The organism is Nitrosophilus kaiyonis (genome assembly GCF_027943725.1).
GTDB lineage: Bacteria > Campylobacterota > Campylobacteria > Campylobacterales > Nitratiruptoraceae > Nitrosophilus_A > Nitrosophilus_A kaiyonis.
This window is the reverse complement of record NZ_AP025696.1, coordinates 284,360-309,612: the sequence shown is the minus strand read 5'-3', so window position 1 is coordinate 309,612 and position 25,253 is coordinate 284,360. Positions and strand designations below refer to the sequence as shown.

Genomic DNA, 25,253 nt, shown 5'->3' with positions numbered 1-25,253 from the left:
GTTACAATTTATAACTTAACACACTAATTCTTAATTCCCAATTCCTAATGACTAATGTCCAATATCTAATATGCTATAATAAAATAAAAACTAAAGAGGATTTATTTGGAAGCGCATTTGTATAATTTAAATATTGAAAGAGCAGTTTTAAGCTCTATAATTTTTGACCCCTCTTTATATGAGGAGATAGCTGCAGTTTTAAAACCTCAAGATTTTTACCACCCTTTTCATAAAAATATTTTTGCTGCAATGGAGGAGTTATTTAGAGAGGATCAGCCAATTGATGAAGAGTTTTTAAAAGAAAAATTAATATACAAAAAGCAGTTTGATGAAAATGAGTTTTTAGAGATTTTAGCAGCAAATCCTCTATCAAACACCTCAGCATATGTAAAAGAGATAAAAGAAAAAGCTACTAAAAGAGAGCTTGTTCATTTAACTACTGAGATAAAAAAACTAACCATTGAGCAAGATCTCCCAGCTACCGATGTTATAGATGAAGTTCAAAGTAAATTATATAAAATTACACAAGAGACAAGTGCAAAAGATTTTAAAGAATCTCTTGAAGTTGTAAAAGATACCCTAAATCATATATTAAAAATGAAAGAGAAAGGCAACTCTATACTTGTGGGCCTTGATACTGGATTTTATGAGTTAAATCTAAAAACTGCTGGATTTAGTCCTGGTGATTTGATAATAATCGCTGCTAGGCCTTCTATGGGGAAAACTGCCTTTTCTTTAAATATTGCTCAAAATGTTTTAGACCACGATAAAGGTGTTGCAATATTTTCTCTTGAGATGCCAGCAGAACAGTTGCTTTTAAGAATGCTTAGTGCTAAAGCTGCAATACCTCTGCAAAGACTTAGAGTTGGAAATTTAACTGATCAAGAGTGGAGTGAGATAAGTAGAGTTAGCGATTATATGGCAAGTAGAAAACTTTTTATTGATGATGAGGGTCTTATTAATGTTCATCAATTAAGAGCAAAACTAAGAAAACTAAAATCGACTCATCCAGATATTGAGCTTGCAATAATTGATTATCTACAACTTATGAGTGGAGGAAGTAATAAGGAAAGACATCTTGAGATAAGTGAGATTTCAAGAAGCTTAAAACTTCTTGCAAGAGAACTGGAGATCCCTATAATTGCTCTATCTCAGTTAAATAGATCACTTGAGAGTAGAACAGATAAAAGACCAATGCTAAGTGACTTAAGAGAGTCTGGAGCAATTGAGCAGGATGCTGATGTTATTTTATTTGTTTATAGAGACGATGTATATAAAATAAAAGAGATGAAAGAAAAGGCTAAAGAGGCTGCAAAAAAAGGCGAAAAAGTTGATATTACTATTCCTGAAAAAAAGGTTGAAGAGGCTGAAATTATTATTGGTAAACAAAGAAATGGCCCAACTGGAATAGTGAAACTATATTTTCATAAAGATTATGTAAAATTTGCTGAAGAAGCTACTGAAACTATAAGAGAATATGAGATGAAGGAGTCTCATATAGAGATGCCTGAAATTTAACAAAACAGGAAAAGTTTTGGAAAAAATTTTTAAAAATATCTATATTTTTTTAAAAAAAGTATATGATGAAAATATTACATTATATGCTTCATCTTTAAGCTTTCATACAATATTTTCTATTATACCTCTATTATTGGTATCTTTTTCTTTATTTATAAAGATGCCAACATTTAGTAAATATTATGAAAAGATAAAAGGGTTTATTTTTTCAAATCTTATGCCAACACATCAAGAGACAGTTTCAAAATATCTTGAGAGTTTTTTACAAAATAGTGAAAAACTTGGAATTATAGGGTTTGTTTTTGTGATTTTTGCATCATTGATGTTTTTTCAAAATTATGAATTTATAGTTAACAAAATTTTTAAAACAAAACAAAGAAGCATTTGGCAATCGATAACAACATATTGGACTTTAGTAACTTTAGGACCAATTGCTTTAGCTTTATCATTTTATCTATCAAGTGAAATTCAAAAACTTTTAAATCTTTTTGAATATACAAGTTGGATAAACTTTTTATCTATTTTCCCATATTTGATAATTTGGGGGCTATTTTTTATAACTTATATCATATCAGCTAACACAAAAATTACAACAAAAGCAGCTGGTTTATCTTCATTTTTTGCTTCGTTAATTTGGTATATAAGCAAATCTTTGTTTGTTTATTATGTTATTTATAGTAAAACATATCTAACTATCTATGGCTCATCAAGTGTTGTTTTGTTTTTCTTTTTATGGATATATATATCTTGGATTATTTTTTTATATGGATTGAAGGTTTGCTATATTATAAATAAAAAAGGCAAAACTCATGAGTATTGTGAAGAAAAAGATCCTCTTTTTATAGATTGAAAATAGCGATAAAAGTAAATAGAGAGCAAAAAACCAAAAAGGTGTTTTAAAAGCATATTTTGTAAACTCTATATTGAAAAGATTATTAAGTATACTATCAAAAATATCTCCAAATCCAAAAATATGAAATATTAAAGATAATGGATAAAAAATAGTAAATATTATCGTCATTATTGGAGAAAATAGCTGAATATAAGAGAAATTTTCAAAAAAGTAATGAATTATAGGTAGCATCATAAAATAGATATAGATATTTAAAAATATAAAAATTTGCCACTTTTTTAAATTTGAAAAAGATTTTATAAATAGAAAAATATAAAATACTCCAATTACTGAAAACCAAAATCCAAGTGAAAATAGAAATTTTGAAAAAATAGATAAAATTAGCAACATAACCCAAAAAAGAGTTTCAAAAGATAAAATTTTTATATGCTTAAAAATAAAAAAATATCCAACTATTAGCATAAAAAAAGCTCTCCAAACTGAAGCAACTTCTCCTAAAAAGAGTGCATAAAAAAATGTAACTATAGAAATAAAATAGATACTATCTGCTATTTTGTTTCTATATGGAAAAAATCTATAATGAAAAAAGCTATAAAAAGATATAAAGATTATAAAAACAAAAAAGGCAATTAGACTAAAATGAAAGCCACTTATCGCAATAAGATGGCTAAGCCCAAAGAAAGAGATTTTCTCCATTATCTCTTTTGAGATAGGAGTGGCTAAAAATAGAGCAGAATATATTGATGAAATATTTTTGTTTGTATGTTGAGAATTTATAAAATTTGAAATTTTTCTTTTCAAAGATATATCTGGCAGAACCTTTTTTATGTAAGTTACATAATAGAAATTTTTTAAATATTGTAAAAAAGAGATTTTTCTATCTGTTTTAATAAGCAAAATTTCTACATCTCTTCCTTGAAGGTTTTTAAGATCCTCTTTGGATGTTGTATAAAATGTAAATCCATCATAACTCTTAAGTTTTAAAACATGGTGATTGTTTTTAAGATACTGATTTAATACATTAGCTTTTGTTTCATAAAATTTAACAGAAGTAATTTTAGAAAATTTATAATATTCATATGAAAGATTTAAAGAAAATATCAAAAGTATAAAAATAGATACAAAAAGCCTCTCTTTAAAATTTATAAAGAGAGGTACTTTTAGAGTATCCAAATTTTTAGTACCTAATTTTTATAATCCCATCTTTCCAGGATTTAATATATTGTTTGGATCAAAGGCTTTTTTTATTGCTCTAAATAGATTCATCTCCTCTTGACTAAAAGCCAATTTCATAAAAGGAGCTTTGCTAAGTCCTATTCCATGTTCTCCACTAAGTGTTCCACCAATCTCTATAGTCATCTTAAAGATATCTTCAATTGCTTTATGTCCAATTTCAACCTGTTTTGGATCATTTCCATCAACCATAACATTTGTATGAACATTTCCATCACCAGTATGACCAAAACATGGTATTTTAACACCATATTTTTTAGAAATTTTTTCTACCTCTTCAAGATATTTTGGCAACATACTTCTTGGTACAGTAATGTCTTCATTTATCTTTTTACTTCCATAAATGGTTATACTTTGACTTGCATTACGTCTTGCAAACCATATATCAGCAGCCTCTTTTTCATCTTTAGCGATCTTAAACTCTCTACATCCATTCTCTTTAAAAAATTTTTCCAGTAGTTTGATTTGATAATCTATCTCTTCTTCAACATTTCCATCAATATCGCTTATAAGTATTGCTCCTGCATCTGTTGGCAAACCTTTATGAAATTTTTCCTCAACTGCTTTAATTGTTAAATTGTCTAAAAACTCCATTGCAACTGGATTTGCCCCTCCAGCAAGCGATCTGTATACTGCATTCATCGCATCTTTTACACTATTAAAAACTCCCATAACAGTTTTTGTAAGTTTTGGTTTGCTTAAAAGTTTTAGTGTAATTTCTGTAATTACTGCCAATGTTCCTTCGCTTCCAACTAAAATCCCAGCTAAGTTATATCCAGCTACATCTTTTATAGTTTTTTTACCAGCTCTTATGATATCTCCATTTGGAAGTACTGCTCTTAAAGCCATAACATAATCTTTAGTTATTCCATATTTTGCAGCTCTCATTCCGCCTGCATTTTCTGCAACATTTCCACCAATTGTAGAATACTCTTGACTTGCAGGATCTGGTGGATAAAATAGGCCAACTTTTTCAACCTCTCTTTGAAGCTCTTTATTTATAACTCCAGGCTGAACTACTGCTACCATATTTTCCATATCTATTTCTAATATTTTATTCATATATTTTTCAACAGCAAGTACTATTCCTCCATGTGATGGAAGAGCCCCGCCTGTAAATCCACTTCCGGCTCCTCTTGGAACAATAGGAATTAAATTTTCATTGCAATATCTTAAAATTTTACTTACATCTTCTTCATTTTTTGGAAAAACAACTAAATCAGGTTTATAGTGCTCTCTTGTTGCATCGTAAGAGTAAGCTAAAAGGTGAGGCTTGTCTGATTTTACATTCTCTTTTCCGATTAATTTTTCAAGATTATTAATATGTTTTTTATCTATCATTTTGACTCCAATAGATTTGTATAATAGTTTGTATAATCTCTTACTTCACTTGCTCCATAAAAATTAAACCAACTGCTTTGGATCTCTTTTATTCTGGAATAAAAAGGGAGCTTTATCTCACCTTTTTGAGCTGATATGTTTTCATATCCAACTTTTTTAAAACTATAACAATCTACATAATATCCTCTATTTTTAATAGCAAAATAGATAAGGCCTACTGAGTATTTATTGCAAAAATTTTTAAAATCCTCTCTGTTTGGTGCTGGATTTTTTGATATTGAAAGCTGAGCTGCAAAAAGGTCTGGATGTAGCCACTCAATATCTGGATGGGAATTTTTTATATTTTCATATGTTTTAAAGTTGGGAGCAATTATTAAGGCCCTATCATATAAATAATTAAGAATTACTTTATCACCATTTTTTGGCAAAATTTTTGGAGTTGGAAGAGCTTTTTGTTTTAATGCGTCAAAAACTCTATAAGCAATTTTATCATTTTCTATAAGTTCGGCTCTTGCAACAATTGTAGAATGGATTTTATCAAAATAGTGAACAACTACGCCACTGCTTCCAATAGGTGCATCTAAATTTTTTATCGTAGCTCCATTACTATATGATTTTATTATTGTAGTCGTTTTATTTGGTGTAATATCAGCGAATATTGATATGGCAAATATGGCTAAAAATAGTGCTATCTTTTTCACTTTATCTCCTATAAAATAGTTTTAGGTGATTATATCAAAAAATGATTAAATTGCTATTTTGCAACTAAAGTAACAGAGGTTTAAGTACTTTTTTGATAAAATAGAAGCCTTTTAAAATTTTTTGGAGTAAGAACTTGATAAGATTTTTAATAATTTTTCTATTGTTTATTTTTTATCTTAGTGGAGCTGAACTTATTGAAGATAGATGGAAAAGTGGTGAAACGCTTTTGACTTTTTTAAAGAAAAATTCACTTCCTCAAAAACTTTATTATGATCTAGATAGAGAAACAAAAGAGTTAGCTGATGAAATAATCGCTGGTGTTAGATATTATATTTTAAAAGACAGTAATGAAATTAAACAGGTTTTAATACCTATAAATGAAGAGCTACAGATTCATATATACCAAAAAAATAAAAAATATGCTTTTGAACTTATTCCTATTGTATATCAAAAAATAAAAGACTCTTTTGTTATAGAAATAGAAAAATCTCCTTATCAAGATATTGTGGAAAAAACGCACAACAAAAAATTGGCAAATGAGTTTGTAAGCGCTTTTAAAAATAGTATTGATTTTAGAAGATCCCTTAGAAAAGGGGATAAGATCGCAATTGTTTATAATGAAAAAATAAGAATGGGAAAAATTTTTGGAAACCCTGTTATTGAAGCTGCAATGGTTGAAACAAATGGCAAAAAGCATTATATATATCTTTTTGAGGGAAGATATTATGATGAAAAAGGAAGAGAAATTGAAGGATTTTTGCTGAAAAGACCAGTTAGACATGCAAGAATTACCTCAAGATTTACTCTAAGAAGATGGCATCCGATACTGCATAAATATAGAGCCCATTTGGGAGTTGATTTTGGAGCAAGACGTGGAACTCCAGTTATGGCAGCTGGAAGTGGTAGAGTAATATTTGCAGGAAGAAAAGGCGGATATGGAAATGTCATCATTATCAAGCATAAAGATGGATATAAAACTTTGTATGCGCATCTTTCTAAATTTAGAAGAGGTATAAGAAGAGGAAAATATGTTAAGCAAGGACAAGTTATAGGATATGTTGGAAGTACAGGATTAAGTACTGGCCCACATCTTCATTTTGGTTTATATAAAAATAATAGACCTATAAATCCACTAAGTGTAGTAAAGATTACAAAAAGTAAACTTTATGGGAAAAAAAGAAAGAAATTTTTAGCATTAGTTTCAAAATATAAAAAAGAACTACAAGAAACTATTAAAATTGCTCATTTGCCAAAAACATATGAGGAGTTTGAGTATGCAGTATATTTAAAAAAAGAGAATAATCCATCATAAAGGAGGAAAGTGATGGATAAATTTAAATTTTATGAAATTAGTCAAAAGGTAAAAAATATTATAAAAAACAGAGAAACTTCTGAACTCTCTTCTTCTGAAATTGCAGATTATCTAAAAAAGATAAAAAAAGAGGATAAAAAATCTTTTTATGAATATTTAAAAAAGCTTCCTAATGAGTTATTGGGTGAAGTTATTCTTGAACTTCCAGAATCATTAAAAGAGGATGCAATAAAGCATCTAGATGCAAAAAAGTTAACAGATGCAGTTGAAGAGCTTGAATCTGATGATGCTACAGATTTGATTAAAGATATTGAAGAGGTTGATGAAAATTTAGAGAAAAAAGTATATGAAAATTTAAGTGAAGAACATAAAGAAGATATAAATAAATTAAGTATTTATGAAGAAAATCAAGCTGGTGCATATATGCAGCTTGAAGTATTTGAGGCAAATTTAGATGAAAAAATTGAAGATGCAATAAATAGATTAAGAAAATTAAAAAAGAAAGGTGAACTTGAAAATATTCAACAAGTTTATGTAGTTGATAATGACAGACATTTAAAAGCCATTATTCCTTTGGGCGATTTAATTATATATGATTTTAATAAAAAATTTAAAGATATTGCTTATGATGAAAGATATAAGCCTATTACTGTAAGAGCAAGAGAAGATATAAAAGATGTTATAAAAAAGTTTGAAGATTATGATTTACCAGTTATTGCAGTAGTTGATGATCAGGGAAAACTTCTTGGAAGAATTACATCAGATGATATTATTGATTTAATAGAAGAGCAAGCAACAGAACAGATATATAATTTAGCAGGTGTCCAAGAGGAAGCTGAAGAGGAAGATGATATAAAAATTGTTACGAAAAAGAGAGCTTGGTGGCTTTTTATAAATCTTTGGACTGCGATTTTAGCTTCAGTTGTAATTGGGCTGTTTGATGAGACAATACAAAAATATGTAGCATTAGCTGTTCTTATGCCTATTGTTGCTTCCATGGGTGGAAATGCTGGAACGCAAACCTTAACAGTTGTTGTTAGAAAATTGGCTCTCGGAGAGATTAGTTGGGAAAATGCAAAAGAGGCTCTATTTAAAGAGAGTGCGATTGCATTGATAAATGGAATGATTTTTGCAGTAATTATGGGTGTTATAGCTTGGATATGGTTTAATGATCATATGTTAGGTTTTGTTATTGCTTTAGCTATGGTTATAAATCTTTTAGTAGCAGGTTTTTTTGGTGCAGTCATTCCACTTGTTTTAAAAAAGATTGGTGCAGATCCAGCAGTTGGAAGCAGTGTTGTATTAACTACTGTAACTGATGTAGTTGGTTTTTTTGCATTTTTAGGATTAGCAAAACTAATTTTGGTAAGTTAAATGATAAAAAATATAAATGAATTAAAAAATCCAAGATATATCAAACCTGTTGAAATAATTTATGAACAAAATGGAATAATTAAAAAATGGGAAGCTATAAAAGCTCACGATAGTGTAGCAATTTTGATTTTTCATAAAGAGAAAAGTTCATTTATTTTAGTAAAGCAGTTTAGACCTGCTCTTTATCTTCAGCAAAATATTGATTTTTCATATGAGCTTTGTGCAGGAATTGTCGATAAAGATAAGTCATTAAAAGAGATTGCAAAAGAGGAGATTTTAGAAGAGACTGGATTTGATGTTGAACTAAAAGATATTTACAAAATCACCTCTTTTTATACTTCTGTAGGATTTGCTGGAAGTAAACAGACTCTTTATTATTGTGAAGTTGAAGAAAATGATAAAATCCATAATGGTGGTGGTATAGATGATGAAGATATTGAGGTTGTTTATATTCCAATAAATAAAGCTAAAGAGTTTATGTTTGATGAAAAAAAGCCTAAAACTCCAGGATTATTGTTTGCTTTTTGCTGGTGGTTTGAAAATTATTCTAATAATTTATAAAAAATTGGAATAGTCAAAAAAGAAAAAATTACTCCAAATCCAACACTTCCTACAGCTAAATTGCTATCAAGTTTTGCTTTCATTACCATTATTGAAGCTAAAACCATAGGAGGCATAGCTATCTCAAATAGAACAGCTTTTGATTCGATATTGATGCCAAATAAAAATTTTAAAAGATATAAAGATATTAATGGAATCAAAATCATTTTTAAAATTAGAGAGAAAAATATTGGCAACTTTATCTTTTTTAGTTTTGAAAAATCAATTTTTGCTCCTACAGAAAAAAGAGCTAATGGGGTAACTGTTTGTCCTATCTTTTCAAATATTTCTAAAAAAGAGTTATCAATTTGAAAATTTTTTAATAAATAAGAGAATATCAAAACTAAAAAAGGAGGAAAAGTAAAAATCTTTTTCAAATCGATTTTTTTATCTTTTGAATTAAAAGAGAGTAAAAATGCTCCAATAGTAACAACAGGTAAAAAAGATGCAAAATTATCATAAATTATTGCATAACCTAATGCCTCATTTCCCAAAAATGTCTCAACATAAGGATATCCTACAAAAGCTGTATTTGCAAAGGCGCTTACCATTATAAATGATAAAAGAGAATTTAATGGAAGTTTTAAAAGATATTTTCCTGCCAAAAAAGATAAAAATATTGCAAAAATTGTAATAAACCAACCAAAAGCTATATATTTCAAAAAAGATATATCGATATTTAATTTATATATATGTGAAATTATTAAAGATGGCAAGGATATATAGATAATAAAATCAATAAGTGCATCGATATTTTTCTCAAATTTTTTTTGTAACAAAATCCCTAAAAAGAAGAGCAGAAAAAGATATAAAATATTTTCTATCAATCACAAAACCTTTTTAATAAACATTGATAGCTATCAACTCTTCTATCTCTTAAAAATGGCCAAATTCTTCTTATATCTTCGCTTCTTTTTTTATCAATATCAACTATTAAAACCTCCTCTTTATCAGATGATGCTCTTGCTAAAAATTCGCCTTGAGGACCCACAGCAAATGAGTTTCCCCAAAACCTAATTCCATTTAAACATCCGCTAATATCCTCTTCAAAACCAACTCTATTTACAGCAACAAGAGGAAGTCCATTTGCTATTGCATGTCCTCTTTGGACTGTTATCCAAGCTTCAAGCTGTCTATCTTTTTCCTCTTGATTATCTTCATCAAACCATCCAATTGCAGTAGGATAGATGAGAATTTCAGCACCTTTCAAAGCCATTATCCTTGCAGCTTCTGGATACCATTGATCCCAGCAGATTAAAACTCCAAGTTTTCCAACTGAAGTCTCAATTGGCTCAAATCCTAAATCTCCAGGAGTAAAATAGAACTTTTCATAAAAACCAGGATCATCTGGAATATGCATCTTTCTATAAGTTCCAGCAATTTTTCCTTTATCAAAAACTACTGCAGTGTTATGATAAACTCCTATAGCTCTTTTTTCAAATAAAGATGTAACAAGGACAATATCCTCTTTTTTTGAAATATCTCTCCAAAACTCTTTATCTTTTTCAAAATCTTCAGCCAAATCAAAAAAGTTAACATCTTCGCTTTGGCAAAAATATGCTCCTTGATGAAGCTCTTGTAAAACAATAAGCTCAGCACCTTTATCTTTTGCCTCTCTTATCATCTCTACACTTTTTTCAATAGTTGCCTCTTTGGTAATATGAAATTTTTGCTGAATTAGTGCTATTTTCATTTTTTCCCTTTTAAAAAGATGATTATAAAAAGTGCTGCAAGAGTTAATATTATTGATGCAGTTGCAGAGATATTAAATATATATGAGATATAAAGACCAAAAATAATAAAAACAAATGAAATAATTGAAGATAATAAAATCATACTTTTTAAAGATATAGTAAACTTTTCTGCGATAAATGGTGGAATACTAAAAAGAGCGATGATCAAAATAAGACCGACACTTCTTATGCTCATAACTACTGTTAAAGCTATAAGTATAAGTAGAAGATAATGAAAAAATTCTACATTTACTCCTCTTAATTTTAAAAAATCTCTATCATAAGCAATTGCTAAAAATATATTGTAAAAAAGTATAATAGATATAATTAAGATAATATCAACAAATCCCATATAAAAAAGATCCTCTTTTGGAACCATTAAAATATCACCAAACAAAAAGCTAAGCAGATCAACATTATATCCGGGTGTCAAATCAACAAAAACTATTCCTATACTCATCCCAACAGCCCAAATTGTTCCAATTAAAACATCTTTTCTTTGAGGATATTTTGATGTAATAAAAGCAATAAATAATGCAAGTATTAGAGCAAAAAGTGTAGCTCCAAGCAAAATAGAGATTCCAAAATATAAAGCAAGACCAATTCCACCATAACTTCCATGAGCAATACTTGCTGCAAGATAGTTATATCTATTTATAAGCATAAGTGAGCCAATGATTCCAATAGCAATACTTAAAAGTGCTCCAGCAATTATTGAATTTGAAAAAAGTTCAATCCATTCAAACATTGCAACTCTTTAAATAATCAAATAGCTCCATCTCACAAAAATGCTCCTCTTTTGGATGAATAGATAATTTTGGATTTTCATGAACAAAAAGATTTCTATTGATATAAAAGACTTTATCAACACCTTCAAAAAGTATCTTTATATCATGACTAACAACAATTTTTGTCAATTTTAAATTTTTTAAAATCTCATAAATCTCTTTTTGCCCCTTTATATCAATTGAAGCTGTTGGCTCATCTAAAATCAAAATCTTAGGCTCACTAACAAGTGCGCGGGATAATAAAACCTTTTGTCTTTGTCCACCTGAAAGCTCAGATATTTTTTTATTTTCTAAATTTTCTATATTTAGCTTTTTTAAAATCTCATCACACTTTTTAAAATCTTCTTTGTTATAAAAAAGCTTATTTTTTTTCAATCTTCCTTGCAAAACAATATCTTTAACTTTTATTGGAAGGTCTAAATTAAAATTTATCTGTTGAGGTAGATAGCCTATATACTCTTTCATATCTTGAACATTTTTGCCAAATATTTTAATCTCTCCCTTATTTGGTTTTAATAAACCAACTATTAGTTTTAAAAATGTACTTTTCCCACCGCCATTTGGCCCTATAATAGCAATATACTCATTCTTTTTAATTTTTAGATTTATATCTTCTAAAACATAATCTTTATAATATTTAAAATAGAGATTTTTAACCTCAATTGCTATTTGCTCTTTCAATTGCCTCTACCACCTTCAAAATATTTTTATCCCAATTTTCATTTAAAGGATCAATCTCTAAAACCTCTCCACCTATTTTAGAAGCTATAAATTTTGCACTCTTTTTTGAAAATTGAGGCTCAACAAAAACAACTTTTATATTTTTCTTTTTAGCAATATCTATAACTCTTTTTAGATATTTTATCGTTGGCTCTTTTCCCTCTTTTTCAATAGCTATCTGCTTTAGATTATAACTTCTTGCAAAATATCCAAAAGATGGATGATATACAATAAATTCTCTTTTTTTTAGATTGAAAAGCTTTTTAAAAATTTTTGTATCTAAGTTAGTTAATTCATTTGAAAATTTTTGATAATTTTTTAAATAGAAATCTTTATTTTTTGGATCGATTTTACAAATCTCTTCTAAAATTACTCTTGCTTGCAAAATAACAAGTGGTGGAGATAACCAAATATGAGGGTCTAATATCTTTTCATGTTCGTGATGATGTTCATGTTCACCTTCATGATGATGCTCTTGCATAGGAAATTTTTTTATATATTTTCCTATATCTACAATTTTTAAACTTTTATTTGCACTTTTGAATCTTTTAAGCCAAGCTTTTTCAAAAGGAACGCCGGTACTAAAGTAGATTTTTGCCTTTTTTAGACTTAGTAGCTGCTGAGGTTTAACACTATATGTTGCAGGTGAGCTTCCTGGTGGAACCATAACTTCTATGTCAAATCTATCTTCAACTATCTTTTTTACAAAAAATTTTTGAGGCAAAATGGAAACTGCTATCATATCTTTTGCAAAAAGGGAGCCCAAAAATAGTAAAAAAATCAAAAAAAATCTCATTTATCTCCTTTAAAATATATTCATGCAACTGCAATGAATCGAGCCATGCTCTTTTATAAGAGTAGATGAATCAAGTCCAATAATATCTCTATTTGAAAAAAGTTTTTTAAAAATTTTTAATGCTTCTTTATCGTTTGTATCATTATATGTTGGTACAATTACTGCTGAGTTTATTATAACAAAATTGGCATAACTTGCTGGAAGTCTTTTATTATTAAAATATTTAGGGCTAACAAATGGCAAAGGGATTAAATCAAACCCATATCTTTTTAACTCTTTTTCCATCTTTTTTAACTCATCATAATGAATATCATCTTTATCATCGCAAGTGATATAAACTATTTTATTTGGAGCAACAAATCTTGCAAGCATATCAATATGACTATCTGTATCATCTCCTTCTAAAAAGCCATGATTTAGCCAAAGAACTTTTTTTAGTCCAAAAAAATTTTTTAGCTTAGTTTCAATTTCCTCTTTTGATAGATGAGGATTTCTATTTTCTTCAAGCAGACATTTTGAAGTTGTAAGCAAAACTCCTTCTCCATTGCTATCAATACTTCCGCCTTCTAAAACAAATCCAATCTTTTTTGTATGAAAAACTCTTCTATTAACTAAATTATCATAATTTGCACTATATTTTAACCCCCATCCATTAAATGTAAAATCTTTTAGTTCGAAGTCGGACTTCGAAATTTCAACAGAGATTGGACCATAGTCTCTTACCCAAGTATCATTTGTCTTTACTTTTATGATTTTAACTTCGAAGTCGGACTTCGAAGTTTTTATATTTAGAGGCTCGGGAGATAAAATGATTAGATTTTGATATTTTTTAACAATGTTTATAAACTCATCATAAAACTCTCTAATCTCATTTAAATATGGCTGCCAGTCGCTATTTTCATGAGGATAAGATATCAAAAGAGCTTTTTGCTTCTCCCACTCTGCAGGTAGTCTCACATAAATCCTTTTTTTGATAGAATTCTACTATGGGTTTTATAAAATTATATAAAAATGCATTTATAAATAATCTAAATATTATTGTTAAAAAAGCTGGTGGAATTGAAAAAGTTGCCATTGTTTTAAAAGATAATGCCTATGGTCATGGTCTTTTAGAGATTGCAAAATTAGCAAATGGGTATGGTATAAAAAGAGCAGTTGTAAGAAACATAGAAGAAGCTAAAAGAGTAGAAAATCTTTTTGATTATATATTGGTTTTAGCTGATATTCCAAAAGAAAAAGATAAATTTCACTATACGATAAATTGTTTAGAAGATTTGAAAAAATTTCCAAATGGCTCAAATATAGAGTTAAAAGTTGATACAGGAATGCATAGAAACGGTATAGATATAGAGGGGCTTGATAGAGCCTTTGAAGTTATAAAAGATAAAAATTTAAAATTATGCGGTATTTTCACCCATTTTAGAAGCGCAGATGAGCTAAGCAGTGAGCTTTTTTGGCAAGATAGAAATTTTGATGAGGTCAAAAAGAGAAGTTTAGAGCTTGTAAAAAGATATGATTTTAAAAAACCTCTCTTTCACTCTTGCAATTCTGCAGCTCTTTTTAGATTTAAAAAGATAAAAGATGATTTTGTAAGAGTTGGAATTGCTGCATATGGATATTTGGAAATTGATGATGTTTTTGATTATCCTCCATTAAAGCCTGTTTTGTCACTTTGGGGAGAAAAATTATCAACAAGGGTTTTGAAAAAAGGTCAAAGAGTGGGATATGGAGGAGTGTTTGAAGCAGATAAGGATATGGTTATCTCAACATATGATATTGGTTATGGAGATGGGATTTTTAGAGGTATGAAATTTGTAAAAGATAAAAATATTTTAGGAAGAGTAAGTATGGATAGTTTTAGTGTTAAAGGAAATAAAGAGGAAATTTGTATATTTGATGATGCAAAAAAAGTTGCAAAAAGTTTAAATACGATAAGTTATGAAATATTGGTAAAATTAAATCCCAATTTAAAAAGGATAATTTGTTAAAAATACCCCGTCAATTTCTGCTTCAATAGCATTTTCAATAAGTCTTTCATCAATTAAAGCAATAACTTTTGAATCAAAAAGATAATTTTGAGCAATTGTTTGAACATCTTTTGCCAATGGGAATTTACATATTAAAAAGTAAGCATCTAAAGAGTTTGCATATACAGCCTCTTTTATATTTGATATATTTACTGCACTTTTTATTTCATTACTTTTGCAAAAATTTAAAATATCAAAATCAAAATCAAACCATACTATTGAATTTGAAGGAGTACTTTTTATATCATCAATAGATGAGATTTTATATAGTTTTGGGGCCTCAATTTTAGGATGGTTTAATATAAGCATTAATTTACTCCTGCACACTCTTTAGAGCAGTAATATTTTCCATTTTTTATAATAGCTTCTTTTGAGCTAACATAAGTTTTGCATTTTTCGCACTCAACCATAATATCTTCACTATCTTTTTTACTCTTTTCTTTTTTAGTTTTATATTCTATAGGTTTTGATTTTATAAAAAAGTAGTATACTCCCGCTATTAAAGCAATTAAAATAATAATCTTAAATAACATCTTTTCCCTTTATAATTAGATATTTTCTTTTTTCAAATTCAACGATTTTGCATTTTAGATTTTTTATCTCATTTTCTACATTTTCACCTTTGTAAAAAATGATAGTTGTATCTTCTTTTATAAAATCTTTTACAAGATTTAAAAGATCTTTTGTTTTCATAACAGCTCTTGAAGTTATAAGATCAACTTTAAATGGTTTAATCTCTTCTATTCTTTTTTTTAAAATTTGAATATTTTTTAAATTTAGAATTGTTTTTATATAGTTTAAAAAAGCTGCTCTTTTATTTCTTGGTTCAACCAAAAACCATTTTGTATCTGGCATAGCCATTGCCAAAATGAGACCAGGAAAGCCTGCCCCTGTACCTATATCTAAAGCTGTTTTTATATCTTTTTTTAAAAAATTTAAAGGATATAGCGAATCAATAATATTTTTTTCAATCTCCTCTTTTGTTTTAGCTCCTGTTAGATTATGAATCTTATTCCACTCAAGTAGTTTCTCTATAAAAACCTCTTTTTTCTTACTCTCTAACTTTCTCACTCTCTCACTTTCTAATTTTCTCACTCTAAAGCAGATGCCCCATTTTTTCTTTTTTTATTTTTAGATAATCTTTATTATGTGGGTTTGGTTCAACTTTGACTGGAATTCTTTCAACTATTTGAATATCTTTTAAACTCTCTATCTTTTTTGGATTATTTGTTAAAAGTTTTATTTTTTTAATATTAAAATGGTTTAATATATATTCAACCATCTCATATGTTCTCTCATCTGCACTAAATCCAAGTTGATGATTTGCTTCAATTGTATCAAAGCCTTTATCTTGCAGAGCATAAGCATTTACTTTGTTTAAAAGTCCAATATTTCTTCCCTCTTGTCTAAGATATATAACCATACCTCCATTTTTTGCAATATATTTTAGGGCAAATTCAAGCTGTTCTCCACAATCACACTTTTTACTGCCAAGAGTATCACCAGTTAGACATTCAGAATGTACTCTAACAACTGGAATTTCTGGAAGATTTTGCGTAAAAATAACAAGATGTTCTTTATGGTTTTCTTTAAAACATTGAATCTTAAAATTTCCATATTTTGTTGGAAGATTTGCAATTTCAGAGATTTTTACCTTCATTTTCCTCTTCTTTTGGTAAAATTGTATTGAATTATAGCATAGTTGATTGGATGAGAGGTTGAGAAGATAAGTAGTTGAGTGGTTGAGTGGCTTTATTCTATTACTACTCAACCATTTTAACCTTTTTAACAACTCAACAAAATTCCCAATTACCATACTAACCTAATGTAAAAAGGAAAAGAATGTTTAAAAGATTTAGAAGGCTTAGAATAAATCCAGTTTTAAGAGATTTAGTTCAAGAGGTTCATTTAAGTGTAAATGATTTTATATATCCTCTGTTTGTAAAAGCAGGGGAAGATTATAAAAAAGAGATTGATTCAATGCCTGGTGTATACCAAATGAGTATTGAACATATTTTAAAAGAGTGTGAAAATTTAAAAGATCTTGGTATAAAAGCTATTATTTTATTTGGTATTCCAGAAGTTAAAGATAGTATTGGAAGTGATGCATTATGTGAACATGGTGTAATAGCAAATGCAGTTAGAGAAATTAAAAAAGCTCATCCAGATATGTTTGTTGTGACAGATCTGTGTTTTTGTGAATATACAGAGCATGGACATTGTGGTATTTTAGATCCTGTATTAAAAACGGTTGATAATGATGCAACTTTAAAAATACTTGGTGAGCAGGCAATTATTCATGCAAAGGCTGGTGCAGATATGATTGCTCCAAGTGGAATGATGGATGGTATGATAACTGCTATTAGAGATGCTTTAGATAAAGCAGGATTTGTAAATCTTCCTATAATGAGTTACTCTACAAAATTTGCAAGTAGCTATTATGGACCTTTTAGGGATGTTGCTGAATCTGCTCCAAGTTTTGGAGATAGAAGAAGCTATCAAATGAATCCAGCAAATAGAAGAGAAGCGATTTTAGAAAGTTTAGAAGATGAGATTGAAGGTGCAGATATTTTGATGGTAAAACCAGCCCTTGCCTATCTTGATATTGTAAGAGATATAAGAGAAAATACAAAACTGCCTTTGGCTGTTTATAATGTAAGTGGAGAATATTCAATGCTTAAAATGGCAGCAAAGGCCGGTGTAATTGATTATGAAAAAGTTATGATGGAGACAATGATTAGTTTTAAAAGGGCAGGTGCTGATATAATTATCAGTTATCATGCGAAAGAAGTTGCCAAGTTATTAAAGTAGTGGAAAGGGGGTAAGTGAGCTAGGGCAAAGCTAAGCTTTGAGCAAGCAAACTGCTTTGCTTGCGTCCCGAAGCGAAAGCTGAGAGTATATGTGAAGCTGAAATTCAAGGAATTTCGTGCCTGAGCATACGAACAGCTGGTTTACCTTAAAGCAAATGAAGTTAAGCAAAGCGAAACAAGTTTGCGGTTAAATTTGAGGATGAATAGTGAAGGATGAAGGGAATAAGTGGAAGGAGAAAAGCTGTGAAGCAGTGAAGCTGTGAAACAGTGAAGTGGGAAAGTGTAGAATTTCCTAATTCCCAATTACCAATGTCAAATGACCAATGACCAATTTTTAAGATATAATTTTATTTTCATTTTTTGCAAAGGATAGGATTTGCGACATTTTTTAACACTCAAAAGTTTTTCAAAAGAAGAGATTTTAGAGATTATAAAAATAGCCCAAAATATAAAAGCTGAAACAAAAAGAGGCGAGTTTGTTCCATATCTTGAAGGTCAGACTCTTGCAATGATTTTTGAAAAAAGCTCAACAAGAACACGTGTTAGTTTTGAAGTTGGAATATATCAGCTTGGAGGAATTGGACTTTTTTTAAGTAAAAATGATATTCAGATGGGCAGAGGAGAGCCTATAAAAGATACAGCAAGAGTAATTTCAAGAATGTGTGATATGGTTATGATTAGAACTTATGAGCAAGAAAAGATTGAAGAGTTTGCAAAATATAGTAAAGTTCCTGTGATAAATGGTTTAACTGATGATTATCATCCGGTTCAATTAATGGCTGATTATTTAACAATGATTGAATATGGCAAAAGCGAAAACCCTATAGTTGCTTATATTGGTGATGGAAATAATATGGCTCATTCTTGGCTAATATTAGCAAGTAAGCTTGGATTTGAACTTAGAGTTGCAACTCCTAAAGGTTATGAACCAAAAGAAGAAATTGTAAATGATGCACTTTCTTTTGCAAAGGAAAGCGGAGCTAAAATAGTTTTATTAAATGATCCAAAAGAGGCTGTTAAAGATGCAGATGTAGTTACAACTGATACTTGGATTAGTATGGGACAAGAGGATGAAAAAGAGAAAAGAGTAAAAGATTTTCAAGGATATATGGTTGATAAAAATTTGATGAATTTAGCAAAAAAAGATGCAATTTTTCTTCACTGCCTTCCAGCATATAGAGGCTATGAAGTAAGTGAAGAGGTTTTTGAAGAGCATGCAAATGAGATATTTGATGAGGCTGAAAATAGACTGCATGCTCAAAAGGGTATAATGGTTTGGTTGGATAAACATAAAATAATTTAATGGAGGGGATGTGCAGTTAAAAAATTTAAATGGAGAAAATCTTTTACAAAATATAAATAAAATGGCAAATGAACTTGGTATTCCAAGCCCAGAAAATATAACTGTAGTTAAAATAAGTAATACTCAAGATCCAGATAAAAAAACTTTAGAACTTATTCAAGGAGCTTGGGACTCAAAAGCACCTTGGTTTGTAATAGGAGATGATAATAAAGTATATGTTTTATCCTCAATTGAATCTATTATGGAACTTATAAACTCATTAAAAAAGACAAAATATGAAAATTTTAATTTAAAGCTTGAAAAAGCTATTTTAGAAAACTTGCCAGTTGATTTTAATGATGTTTGGGTTGTTGCAATGCAAGAGATACAAAATAGATTAGCAAAAAGCAAAAACAAGCATCTTTTAGATATTGATATTAAAAAACTTATAAAAGATATTAAAAAAAATCATCCAAATCTATTCTTAAAACTTAAAGATTTAGGCTTTTCTCAGCAAAATGAATAGATAAAAACCTATTTATTATTTAACTAAACATTGAAACTAAATATACTTTTTTTATCACTCCTTTATACTTTTATAGTAAAATATCTCAAAATAAAATTAGGAAAATTTTATGATAGATTTTAAAAAGTATGTAAAATATGCAAAACCTGGTCCAAGATATACAAGTTATCCAACAGCAGTTGAGTTTAGTGAAAAATTTACTTATGATAGATATATTCAAAAATTAAAATCTCAAAATCCTAAAAGGCCTCTATCGCTATATTTTCATCTTCCATTTTGTAGAAGTGCTTGTTATTTTTGTGGATGCAATGTTGTTTTTACCTCAAAAGAGGAGAAAAAAGATAGATATATAAAATATCTAAAAAAAGAGATGGATATTTTAAAAAGATTTTTAAAAACAGATAGAGAGGTTATTCAGCTTCATTTTGGTGGAGGAACACCAACATTTTTTAGTGCAGAGCAGTTAAAAGAGATAATAGATTATATAAAAAAGACTTTCCCAAATTTTAGTAAAGATGCTGAAATTAGTTGTGAAATAGATCCAAGATTTTTAACTAAAGAGCAGATGGATATATTAGTAGAAGGCGGATTTAATAGGGTTAGTTTTGGTGTACAAGATTTTAATGAAATGGTTCAAGAAGCAGTTCATAGAAAGCAGAGCTTTGAAATAACAAAAAAAGCAGTTGATTTAGCAAGAGAAGCAGGAATAAGAAGTATAAATATAGATCTTATTTATGGTCTTCCTTATCAAACATTAGATAGTTTTAAAGAGACTCTAGAGCTTACTTTAAAGCTTGATCCAGATAGACTAGCTATTTTTAATTATGCTCATGTTCCTTGGCTTAAAAAGACAATGAGAAAAATTGATGAAACAACTCTTCCATCTCCTGAAGAGAAATTAAAAATTTTAAAATATATTATTGATTTTTGGACAAGCCATGGATATAAGATGATTGGAATGGATCATTTTGCAAAACCTGAAGATGAGCTTTTTAAAGCAATAGAAAAAGGCGAGCTTCATAGAAATTTCCAAGGTTATACAACAAAAGGTGGAGCTGATTTGATTGGTATTGGTCTAACAAGTATTGGTGAAGGCGAAGATTATTATGCACAAAATTTTAAAGATATGAAATATTATGAAAATGCTATAGATGAAGATAAGCTTCCTTATTGGAGAGGAGTTGAATTAAGCGAAGATGATAGAATAAGAAAAGCTGTTATTATGGAGCTCATGGCAAATTTTAAGCTTGATATTAAAAAAATTGAAAAAGATTTTCATATAAATTTCAAAGAGTATTTTAAAGACTCTCTAAAAGAGTTAGAAGAGTTTGAAAAAGAAGAGCTTTTAAAAATAACTGATAATGCTATAGAAGTTAGTCAAACAGGGGCTATGCTTATTAGAAATATAGCTATGGCTTTTGATGCTTATCTTAAAAAACATGGTGAAGGTAAGAAGGTATTTAGTAAGACTGTTTAGTTATTAGTATATTAGTTATTAGTTATTGGAAAAAATCAAATCACCAATATACCAATACACCAATTACCAATTATCAACCTAAAGGAGCAATTTGTTTAACTTTACTAAAATAAGTGATGAATGTATAAAGTGTGGTAAATGTATTCCAACTTGTACTATTCACCAGGTAAATCCAGATGAAGTTACAAGTCCAAGGGGATTTATTGAACTTCTTGGAGATTATCAAAAAGGTGAATTAGAGCTTGATAAAAATGCAAAAAATATTTTTGAGAGCTGTTTTTTATGTACAAATTGTGTTGATGTTTGTCCAAATTCTCTCCCTACAGATATGGTTATTGAAGAAGTTAGGGCTGATATCGCAAAAAAGTATGGAATAGCTTGGTATAAAAGAGCATTTTTTTGGCTTTTAAGACATAGATGGGCTATGGATTTAGCAAGTAAGCTAGGGTATGTTTTTAAAAGTTGTGCAGTTAAAGAGGATAAAAAAAGAAGAGGGCTTATTCCAAGATTTAATCTTCCAATGATAAAAAAAGATAGACTTCTCCCATCTATTTCAAGTAAAAGCTTTTTAAATAGCTATCCAGAAGTTGTTCGAAATCCGAACTCGAACAAAAGAGTAGCAATTTTTATTGGCTGTTTGGCAAATTATAACTATACAGAGATTGGCGATTCTTTAGTTTATATTTTAAAAGAGTTGGGATATGAGATATTTATTCCAAAAAAACAGAAATGTTGTGCAGCTCCTGCATATTTTACAGGAGATTTTGATACTGTAGAATATTTAACTAAAAAAAATATAGAGTATTTTGAGAGTTTTATAGATGATGTAGAAGCGATAATTGTTCCAGAAGCTACATGTAGCGCTATGATCAAACATGATTGGGAAGTGTTTTTTAAAAATAGAGAAATGCTAGATTGGGCTGAAAGAGCAAAAAAATTAAATAAAAAAATATTTATGGCTACAGAATGGCTTTATAAATATACAAATTTAGAAAATATCTTAAAAGAAAAAGGTGCAAATCTTGATATTAGCGTTACATATCACGATCCTTGTCATGCAAGAAAAGTTCAAGGGATTTATAAAGAGCCAAGAGAGCTTTTAAATAAAAATTTTAAACTTATTGAGATGAGTGATTCAAACAGATGTTGTGGATTTGGAGGAGTTACTATTCAAAGTGAAAAATTTCATTTAGCCCAAGCTGCGGGGAAGCCAAAAGCCGCTATGATTAAAGATACCAAAGCTGAGATTGTTGCAGCAGAGTGCAGTGCTTGTAGAGTGCAACTAAGCAATGCTTTATATCAAAATGGAGTTGATACAGTTTTTAAAAATCCACTTGAATTAATAGCTAAATCTTTGAAAAGGGGTAATAATGAATAAAAAATTTTTAATTGGTTTAGGATGTTTTATATCTTTATTATATGCTGATATAAATCAAGTAGCTATAAATGCTACAAAATCGGTTCAACAAAGAATCAATCATTCTCATTGGAGTTACAGTGGAGATAGTGGTCCAGAATATTGGGGAGATTTAAAAGATGAATATTTTATGTGTAAAGAGGGAAAAAATCAATCCCCAATTAATTTAAATAATATGGTTGAAGCAAATCTTCCTAAATTAAATATTAACTATTCTGGTAATGCAGAAAGCATAATAAATAATGGACATACAATTCAAGTAAATACTTTGGGTAAAAATAGTATTATCATGGATGGTATAAAATTTACATTAAAACAGTTTCATTTTCATACGCCAAGTGAAAATAAAATAGATGGTAAACAATATCCTATGGAAGCCCATTTTGTTCATGCAGATAAAAATGGAAATCTTTTAGTTTTAGCTTTAATGTATGAAGAGGGTGAAGAAGAAAATAGAGGATTAAAAAAAGTAATAGAACAGCTTCCAAAAGAAAAACATCATAAAGAGGCTTTAAAAGAGATGTTTAATCCTGGAGATTTGCTTCCAAAAAAACTTGATTATTATAGATTTAATGGTTCTTTAACAACTCCTCCATGTAGTGAAGGCGTTAGATGGATAGTTATTAAAAAACCTGTAATAGCAACTAAAGCACAATTAGATGTGATGAGAAAAATTTTAGGTAAAAACAATAGACCAATTCAGCCATTAAATGCAAGGGTTATCTTAAAATAGATGGAGTTTTGGCAGCATATTTATGAACATTTTGATCCAATAGCATTTTATATATTTAATTATCCCGTACATTGGTATGGGATAATGTATGTATTAGCTCTTTTAACTGCACTCTTTTTTGCTGAATATATTGTTAAAAAAGATAGATTTCCTATATCAAAAAAAGAGTTGGAAAGCTATTTTGTTTATGTAGAAATTGGAGTTATATTTGGAGCAAGGCTTGGATATATCATTTTTTATGATACACATACATACTATTATCTAACACACCCTTGGCAAATTTTCAATCCATTTATGGATGGAGTTTTTGTAGGCATTAGAGGTATGAGTTATCATGGAGCATTAATTGGATTTTTAATTGCTACTTATTTATACTCTCGAAAATTTAAAAAAGATTTTTGGCTTTTAATGGATTTGGTTGCAATATCTGTGCCACTAGGATATATTTTTGGAAGAATTGGTAACTTTTTAAATCAAGAATTAATAGGGAGAGTAACTGATGTACCTTGGGGAATATATGTAAATGGAACTCTAAGACATCCATCACAACTATATGAGGCACTTTTAGAAGGTTTTTTAACATTTTTGATAATTTACCTGTATAGAAAGAGAAAACGTTTTAATGGTGAACTTATTTTATTGTATGGATTTTTATACGGATTTTTTAGATTTATAGCTGAATTTTTCAGAGCCCCAGATATTCAGCTTGGATTTATATGTTGTGGATGGATGACAATGGGACAGGTTTTATCTTTGCTTATGATAATTGTTTCAATAATTTTGTATATTATTTTATATAGAAAAAGTGTTTTAAGGAGGAAAAATGGATAATAATGTTCATATGATTGGTGCTTATGCAACATTTATTTTTATGATTTTTTTAGCTGTAATGCCATATTTTGTTATAAAGTATGTTAAGAAAAAGGGAAGAAAAACTCCTACTGAAAAAGATGTAAATTAGCATTTATTATTTTCACTCTTACTTATCTCTGGATATATATTTATAATAGATATAAAAAGAGTTAAAACAGCAGGTCCGATAATCATACCCCAAAATCCGTAACTTGCAAGGCCAGCAACAATAGCAAAAAATACCAAAAGCTCATTAATAAAAACCTCTTTTTTAATCAAAATAGTATCAATATATTTTATAATTATTGGTTTTATAAATGTGTCTGCAATTATTGATATTATAACGATAGAGTAAATTGCAATAATAATTGCAGCTGAAGTATTTCCTATTGCAAATTGATGTATTGACAGAGGAAGCCACATTAAAATCCCACCAATAACAGGGATTAATGATGCAAATCCATAAAGTATTCCAAACATTAATCCATCATATCCATAAATTTGTGCAATAATTCCAAATAACACACCTTCAAAAAATGCAGTTGCAAGAATAGAGCTAAAAACAACTCCCATTACATTTGCTAATGATTCAAATATTTTTGTACTTTCATATTTACTAAGTGGCATAATTTTTTGAAAATATAAAAGAACATCTTTCCCATACATATTAGCAAAGAAGTAAAAAATAAGTATCAAAACTATATCTTTTAAAAATTTTGCACTTTTTGCAGCTAAAAAAGATGCTATATTTACAAGTTTATTTACAGCTGCATTTAAATCAATTTTTTCAAGATATTCAGTAATATTTGTGTTTTTAAGATATTCATTTTTTGAAATAAATTCATTTATCCAGTTGTAAATATTATGATAAATATCTTTTATATTATCTATATCCATATGTGCTATTGTAGTAGCAGCTGTTGTAATAAGATATACTATAGGAGCAAAAAATAAAATCGCAATAAGAATGGTGCTTAAGGTTGCAGAAAAAGTTTTATTTTTAAATTTTTCAAGAAAATAAAAATTTATTTTATATGTAGCAATAGAAAGAAGTACTGCGATAACTATAGTTTCTAAAAAAGGATAAAAAACTTTGTATGTAAAATATCCAGTTATAAGAGTTAATATTCCTAAAAAATGTATAGGTTTCATATCTTCC

General features: G+C 28.6%; 28 protein-coding genes. 14 read left to right on the top strand and 14 right to left on the bottom strand.

The annotated features are described in order from the left end of the window. The first annotated feature begins 105 nt into the window (after window positions 1–105). Entirely contained in the window at window positions 106–1,518 is a 1,413-nt protein-coding gene (locus QML81_RS01570) for a replicative DNA helicase (protein WP_281951437.1), read from the top strand. A 16-nt stretch (window positions 1,519–1,534) separates the two neighbouring features. Beyond that, on the top strand, window positions 1,535–2,368 hold the full coding sequence (locus QML81_RS01565) for a YihY family inner membrane protein (RefSeq protein ID WP_281951436.1): 834 nt from the start codon (window positions 1,535–1,537) through the stop codon (window positions 2,366–2,368). Here the strand turns inward: QML81_RS01565 and QML81_RS01560 are convergent. From QML81_RS01560 to QML81_RS01550, 3 genes are read right to left on the bottom strand one after another with little or no spacing between them, the layout of a single operon-like run. Continuing rightward, complete coding sequence (locus tag QML81_RS01560) at window positions 2,279–3,544, bottom strand: ComEC/Rec2 family competence protein (protein ID WP_281951435.1); 1,266 nt, start codon at window positions 3,542–3,544, stop codon at window positions 2,279–2,281. The genes QML81_RS01565 and QML81_RS01560 overlap by 90 nt on opposite strands. Before the next feature lie 18 nt (window positions 3,545–3,562). Continuing rightward, a complete protein-coding gene (gene glcD / locus QML81_RS01555; RefSeq protein WP_281951434.1) occupies window positions 3,563–4,945 on the bottom strand; it encodes a glycolate oxidase subunit GlcD in 1,383 nt (460 codons plus the stop codon). Beyond that, window positions 4,942–5,646: a plasminogen-binding N-terminal domain-containing protein gene (locus QML81_RS01550; RefSeq protein WP_281951433.1), complete on the bottom strand. Its 705-nt coding sequence runs from the start codon at window positions 5,644–5,646 to the stop codon at window positions 4,942–4,944. The genes glcD and QML81_RS01550 overlap by 4 nt, the downstream gene beginning before the upstream one ends. Window positions 5,647–5,780: 134 nt before the next feature. Between QML81_RS01550 and QML81_RS01545 the strand changes: the two genes are divergently transcribed. Genes QML81_RS01545 through QML81_RS01535 form a run of 3 tightly spaced genes read left to right on the top strand, consistent with a single transcriptional unit; the run spans window position 5,781 to window position 8,894 of the window. Further along, window positions 5,781–6,959: a peptidoglycan DD-metalloendopeptidase family protein gene (locus tag QML81_RS01545; protein WP_281951432.1), complete on the top strand. Its 1,179-nt coding sequence runs from the start codon at window positions 5,781–5,783 to the stop codon at window positions 6,957–6,959. 12 nt (window positions 6,960–6,971) lie between these two features. Continuing rightward, entirely contained in the window at window positions 6,972–8,333 is a 1,362-nt protein-coding gene (gene mgtE / locus QML81_RS01540; RefSeq protein WP_281952027.1) for a magnesium transporter, read from the top strand. Further along, window positions 8,334–8,894: an NUDIX domain-containing protein gene (locus QML81_RS01535; RefSeq protein WP_281951431.1), complete on the top strand. Its 561-nt coding sequence runs from the start codon at window positions 8,334–8,336 to the stop codon at window positions 8,892–8,894. Here the strand turns inward: QML81_RS01535 and QML81_RS01530 are convergent. Genes QML81_RS01530 through QML81_RS01505 form a run of 6 tightly spaced genes read right to left on the bottom strand, consistent with a single transcriptional unit; the run spans window position 8,876 to window position 13,927 of the window. After that, window positions 8,876–9,760, bottom strand: a complete 885-nt coding sequence (locus tag QML81_RS01530) for an AEC family transporter (protein WP_281951430.1) — start codon at window positions 9,758–9,760, stop codon at window positions 8,876–8,878. The two genes, QML81_RS01535 and QML81_RS01530, sit on opposite strands and share 19 nt — an antisense overlap. Beyond that, window positions 9,757–10,626: a carbon-nitrogen hydrolase gene (locus QML81_RS01525; RefSeq protein WP_281951429.1), complete on the bottom strand. Its 870-nt coding sequence runs from the start codon at window positions 10,624–10,626 to the stop codon at window positions 9,757–9,759. Before QML81_RS01525 ends, QML81_RS01530 begins: the two co-directional genes overlap by 4 nt. Then, complete coding sequence (locus QML81_RS01520; protein ID WP_281951428.1) at window positions 10,623–11,414, bottom strand: metal ABC transporter permease; 792 nt, start codon at window positions 11,412–11,414, stop codon at window positions 10,623–10,625. Before QML81_RS01520 ends, QML81_RS01525 begins: the two co-directional genes overlap by 4 nt. Continuing rightward, on the bottom strand, window positions 11,407–12,135 hold the full coding sequence (locus QML81_RS01515; RefSeq protein WP_281951427.1) for a metal ABC transporter ATP-binding protein: 729 nt from the start codon (window positions 12,133–12,135) through the stop codon (window positions 11,407–11,409). The genes QML81_RS01520 and QML81_RS01515 overlap by 8 nt, the downstream gene beginning before the upstream one ends. Continuing rightward, window positions 12,113–12,970: a metal ABC transporter solute-binding protein, Zn/Mn family gene (locus tag QML81_RS01510; protein WP_281951426.1), complete on the bottom strand. Its 858-nt coding sequence runs from the start codon at window positions 12,968–12,970 to the stop codon at window positions 12,113–12,115. The genes QML81_RS01515 and QML81_RS01510 overlap by 23 nt, the downstream gene beginning before the upstream one ends. 9 nt (window positions 12,971–12,979) lie before the next feature. Beyond that, complete coding sequence (locus tag QML81_RS01505; RefSeq protein ID WP_281951425.1) at window positions 12,980–13,927, bottom strand: agmatine deiminase family protein; 948 nt, start codon at window positions 13,925–13,927, stop codon at window positions 12,980–12,982. Window positions 13,928–13,956: 29 nt separating this feature from the next. Here QML81_RS01505 and QML81_RS01500 point away from each other — a divergent pair, with 29 nt between their 5' ends. Continuing rightward, window positions 13,957–14,958, top strand: coding sequence for an alanine racemase (locus QML81_RS01500; protein ID WP_281951424.1), 1,002 nt, complete (start codon window positions 13,957–13,959; stop codon window positions 14,956–14,958). On the opposite strand, the gene QML81_RS01495 is transcribed toward QML81_RS01500, so the two are convergent. The 4 genes from QML81_RS01495 to ribA are packed head-to-tail and all read right to left on the bottom strand — an operon-like array spanning window position 14,938 to window position 16,657. Next, window positions 14,938–15,306, bottom strand: coding sequence for a hypothetical protein (locus tag QML81_RS01495; protein ID WP_281951423.1), 369 nt, complete (start codon window positions 15,304–15,306; stop codon window positions 14,938–14,940). The two genes, QML81_RS01500 and QML81_RS01495, sit on opposite strands and share 21 nt — an antisense overlap. Then, a complete protein-coding gene (locus tag QML81_RS01490) occupies window positions 15,306–15,530 on the bottom strand; it encodes a PP0621 family protein (RefSeq protein ID WP_281951422.1) in 225 nt (74 codons plus the stop codon). The genes QML81_RS01495 and QML81_RS01490 overlap by 1 nt, the downstream gene beginning before the upstream one ends. Beyond that, window positions 15,520–16,068 carry a 16S rRNA (guanine(527)-N(7))-methyltransferase RsmG gene (gene rsmG / locus QML81_RS01485; RefSeq protein WP_281951421.1) on the bottom strand — a complete coding sequence of 183 codons (549 nt, stop codon included), beginning with the start codon at window positions 16,066–16,068 and terminating at the stop codon, window positions 15,520–15,522. The genes QML81_RS01490 and rsmG overlap by 11 nt, the downstream gene beginning before the upstream one ends. A 25-nt stretch (window positions 16,069–16,093) precedes the next feature. Then, window positions 16,094–16,657: a GTP cyclohydrolase II gene (ribA, locus tag QML81_RS01480; protein ID WP_281951420.1), complete on the bottom strand. Its 564-nt coding sequence runs from the start codon at window positions 16,655–16,657 to the stop codon at window positions 16,094–16,096. A 182-nt stretch (window positions 16,658–16,839) separates the two neighbouring features. On the opposite strand from ribA, the gene hemB reads away from it, so the two are divergent. The 8 genes from hemB (at window position 16,840) to QML81_RS01440 (ending at window position 24,203) form a co-directional block, all read left to right on the top strand. Further along, on the top strand, window positions 16,840–17,808 hold the full coding sequence (gene hemB / locus QML81_RS01475) for a porphobilinogen synthase (protein WP_281951419.1): 969 nt from the start codon (window positions 16,840–16,842) through the stop codon (window positions 17,806–17,808). 375 nt (window positions 17,809–18,183) lie between these two features. Then, window positions 18,184–19,110, top strand: a complete 927-nt coding sequence (gene argF, locus QML81_RS01470) for an ornithine carbamoyltransferase (protein ID WP_281951418.1) — start codon at window positions 18,184–18,186, stop codon at window positions 19,108–19,110. 10 nt (window positions 19,111–19,120) lie between these two features. Then, window positions 19,121–19,615 (top strand): DUF2603 domain-containing protein, encoded by a 495-nt coding sequence (locus tag QML81_RS01465; protein ID WP_281951417.1) that lies wholly within the window; start codon window positions 19,121–19,123, stop codon window positions 19,613–19,615. A gap of 109 nt (window positions 19,616–19,724) precedes the next feature. Beyond that, on the top strand, window positions 19,725–21,092 hold the full coding sequence (gene hemN, locus QML81_RS01460; RefSeq protein ID WP_281951416.1) for an oxygen-independent coproporphyrinogen III oxidase: 1,368 nt from the start codon (window positions 19,725–19,727) through the stop codon (window positions 21,090–21,092). A gap of 91 nt (window positions 21,093–21,183) precedes the next feature. Beyond that, window positions 21,184–22,470, top strand: coding sequence for a (Fe-S)-binding protein (locus QML81_RS01455; protein ID WP_281951415.1), 1,287 nt, complete (start codon window positions 21,184–21,186; stop codon window positions 22,468–22,470). Beyond that, entirely contained in the window at window positions 22,463–23,242 is a 780-nt protein-coding gene (locus tag QML81_RS01450) for a carbonic anhydrase (RefSeq protein WP_281951414.1), read from the top strand. The genes QML81_RS01455 and QML81_RS01450 overlap by 8 nt, the downstream gene beginning before the upstream one ends. Further along, entirely contained in the window at window positions 23,243–24,073 is an 831-nt protein-coding gene (gene lgt / locus QML81_RS01445; protein WP_281951413.1) for a prolipoprotein diacylglyceryl transferase, read from the top strand. After that, window positions 24,066–24,203, top strand: a complete 138-nt coding sequence (locus QML81_RS01440) for a hypothetical protein (RefSeq protein WP_281951412.1) — start codon at window positions 24,066–24,068, stop codon at window positions 24,201–24,203. Before lgt ends, QML81_RS01440 begins: the two co-directional genes overlap by 8 nt. On the opposite strand, the gene QML81_RS01435 is transcribed toward QML81_RS01440, so the two are convergent. Next, window positions 24,200–25,246, bottom strand: coding sequence for an AI-2E family transporter (locus tag QML81_RS01435; RefSeq protein WP_281951411.1), 1,047 nt, complete (start codon window positions 25,244–25,246; stop codon window positions 24,200–24,202). The two genes, QML81_RS01440 and QML81_RS01435, sit on opposite strands and share 4 nt — an antisense overlap. Window positions 25,247–25,253: the final 7 nt, after the last annotated feature.

Excerpts from the sequence above, each read along its gene's own strand:
- glcD (WP_281951434.1), bottom strand. The coding sequence starts at position 4,945 with ATGATAGATAAAAAACATATTAATAATCTTGAAAAATTAATCGGAAAA.
- mgtE (WP_281952027.1), top strand. The coding sequence starts at position 6,972 with ATGGATAAATTTAAATTTTATGAAATTAGTCAAAAGGTAAAAAATATT.
- QML81_RS01535 (WP_281951431.1), top strand. The coding sequence starts at position 8,334 with ATGATAAAAAATATAAATGAATTAAAAAATCCAAGATATATCAAACCT.
- QML81_RS01525 (WP_281951429.1), bottom strand. The coding sequence starts at position 10,626 with ATGAAAATAGCACTAATTCAGCAAAAATTTCATATTACCAAAGAGGCA.
- QML81_RS01520 (WP_281951428.1), bottom strand. The coding sequence starts at position 11,414 with ATGTTTGAATGGATTGAACTTTTTTCAAATTCAATAATTGCTGGAGCA.
- QML81_RS01510 (WP_281951426.1), bottom strand. The coding sequence starts at position 12,970 with ATGAGATTTTTTTTGATTTTTTTACTATTTTTGGGCTCCCTTTTTGCA.
- QML81_RS01500 (WP_281951424.1), top strand. The coding sequence starts at position 13,957 with ATGGGTTTTATAAAATTATATAAAAATGCATTTATAAATAATCTAAAT.
- QML81_RS01495 (WP_281951423.1), bottom strand. The coding sequence starts at position 15,306 with ATGCTTATATTAAACCATCCTAAAATTGAGGCCCCAAAACTATATAAA.
- QML81_RS01490 (WP_281951422.1), bottom strand. The coding sequence starts at position 15,530 with ATGTTATTTAAGATTATTATTTTAATTGCTTTAATAGCGGGAGTATAC.
- ribA (WP_281951420.1), bottom strand. The coding sequence starts at position 16,657 with ATGAAGGTAAAAATCTCTGAAATTGCAAATCTTCCAACAAAATATGGA.
- hemB (WP_281951419.1), top strand. The coding sequence starts at position 16,840 with ATGTTTAAAAGATTTAGAAGGCTTAGAATAAATCCAGTTTTAAGAGAT.
- hemN (WP_281951416.1), top strand. The coding sequence starts at position 19,725 with ATGATAGATTTTAAAAAGTATGTAAAATATGCAAAACCTGGTCCAAGA.
- QML81_RS01450 (WP_281951414.1), top strand. The coding sequence starts at position 22,463 with ATGAATAAAAAATTTTTAATTGGTTTAGGATGTTTTATATCTTTATTA.
- lgt (WP_281951413.1), top strand. The coding sequence starts at position 23,243 with ATGGAGTTTTGGCAGCATATTTATGAACATTTTGATCCAATAGCATTT.
- QML81_RS01440 (WP_281951412.1), top strand. The coding sequence starts at position 24,066 with ATGGATAATAATGTTCATATGATTGGTGCTTATGCAACATTTATTTTT.
- QML81_RS01435 (WP_281951411.1), bottom strand. The coding sequence starts at position 25,246 with ATGAAACCTATACATTTTTTAGGAATATTAACTCTTATAACTGGATAT.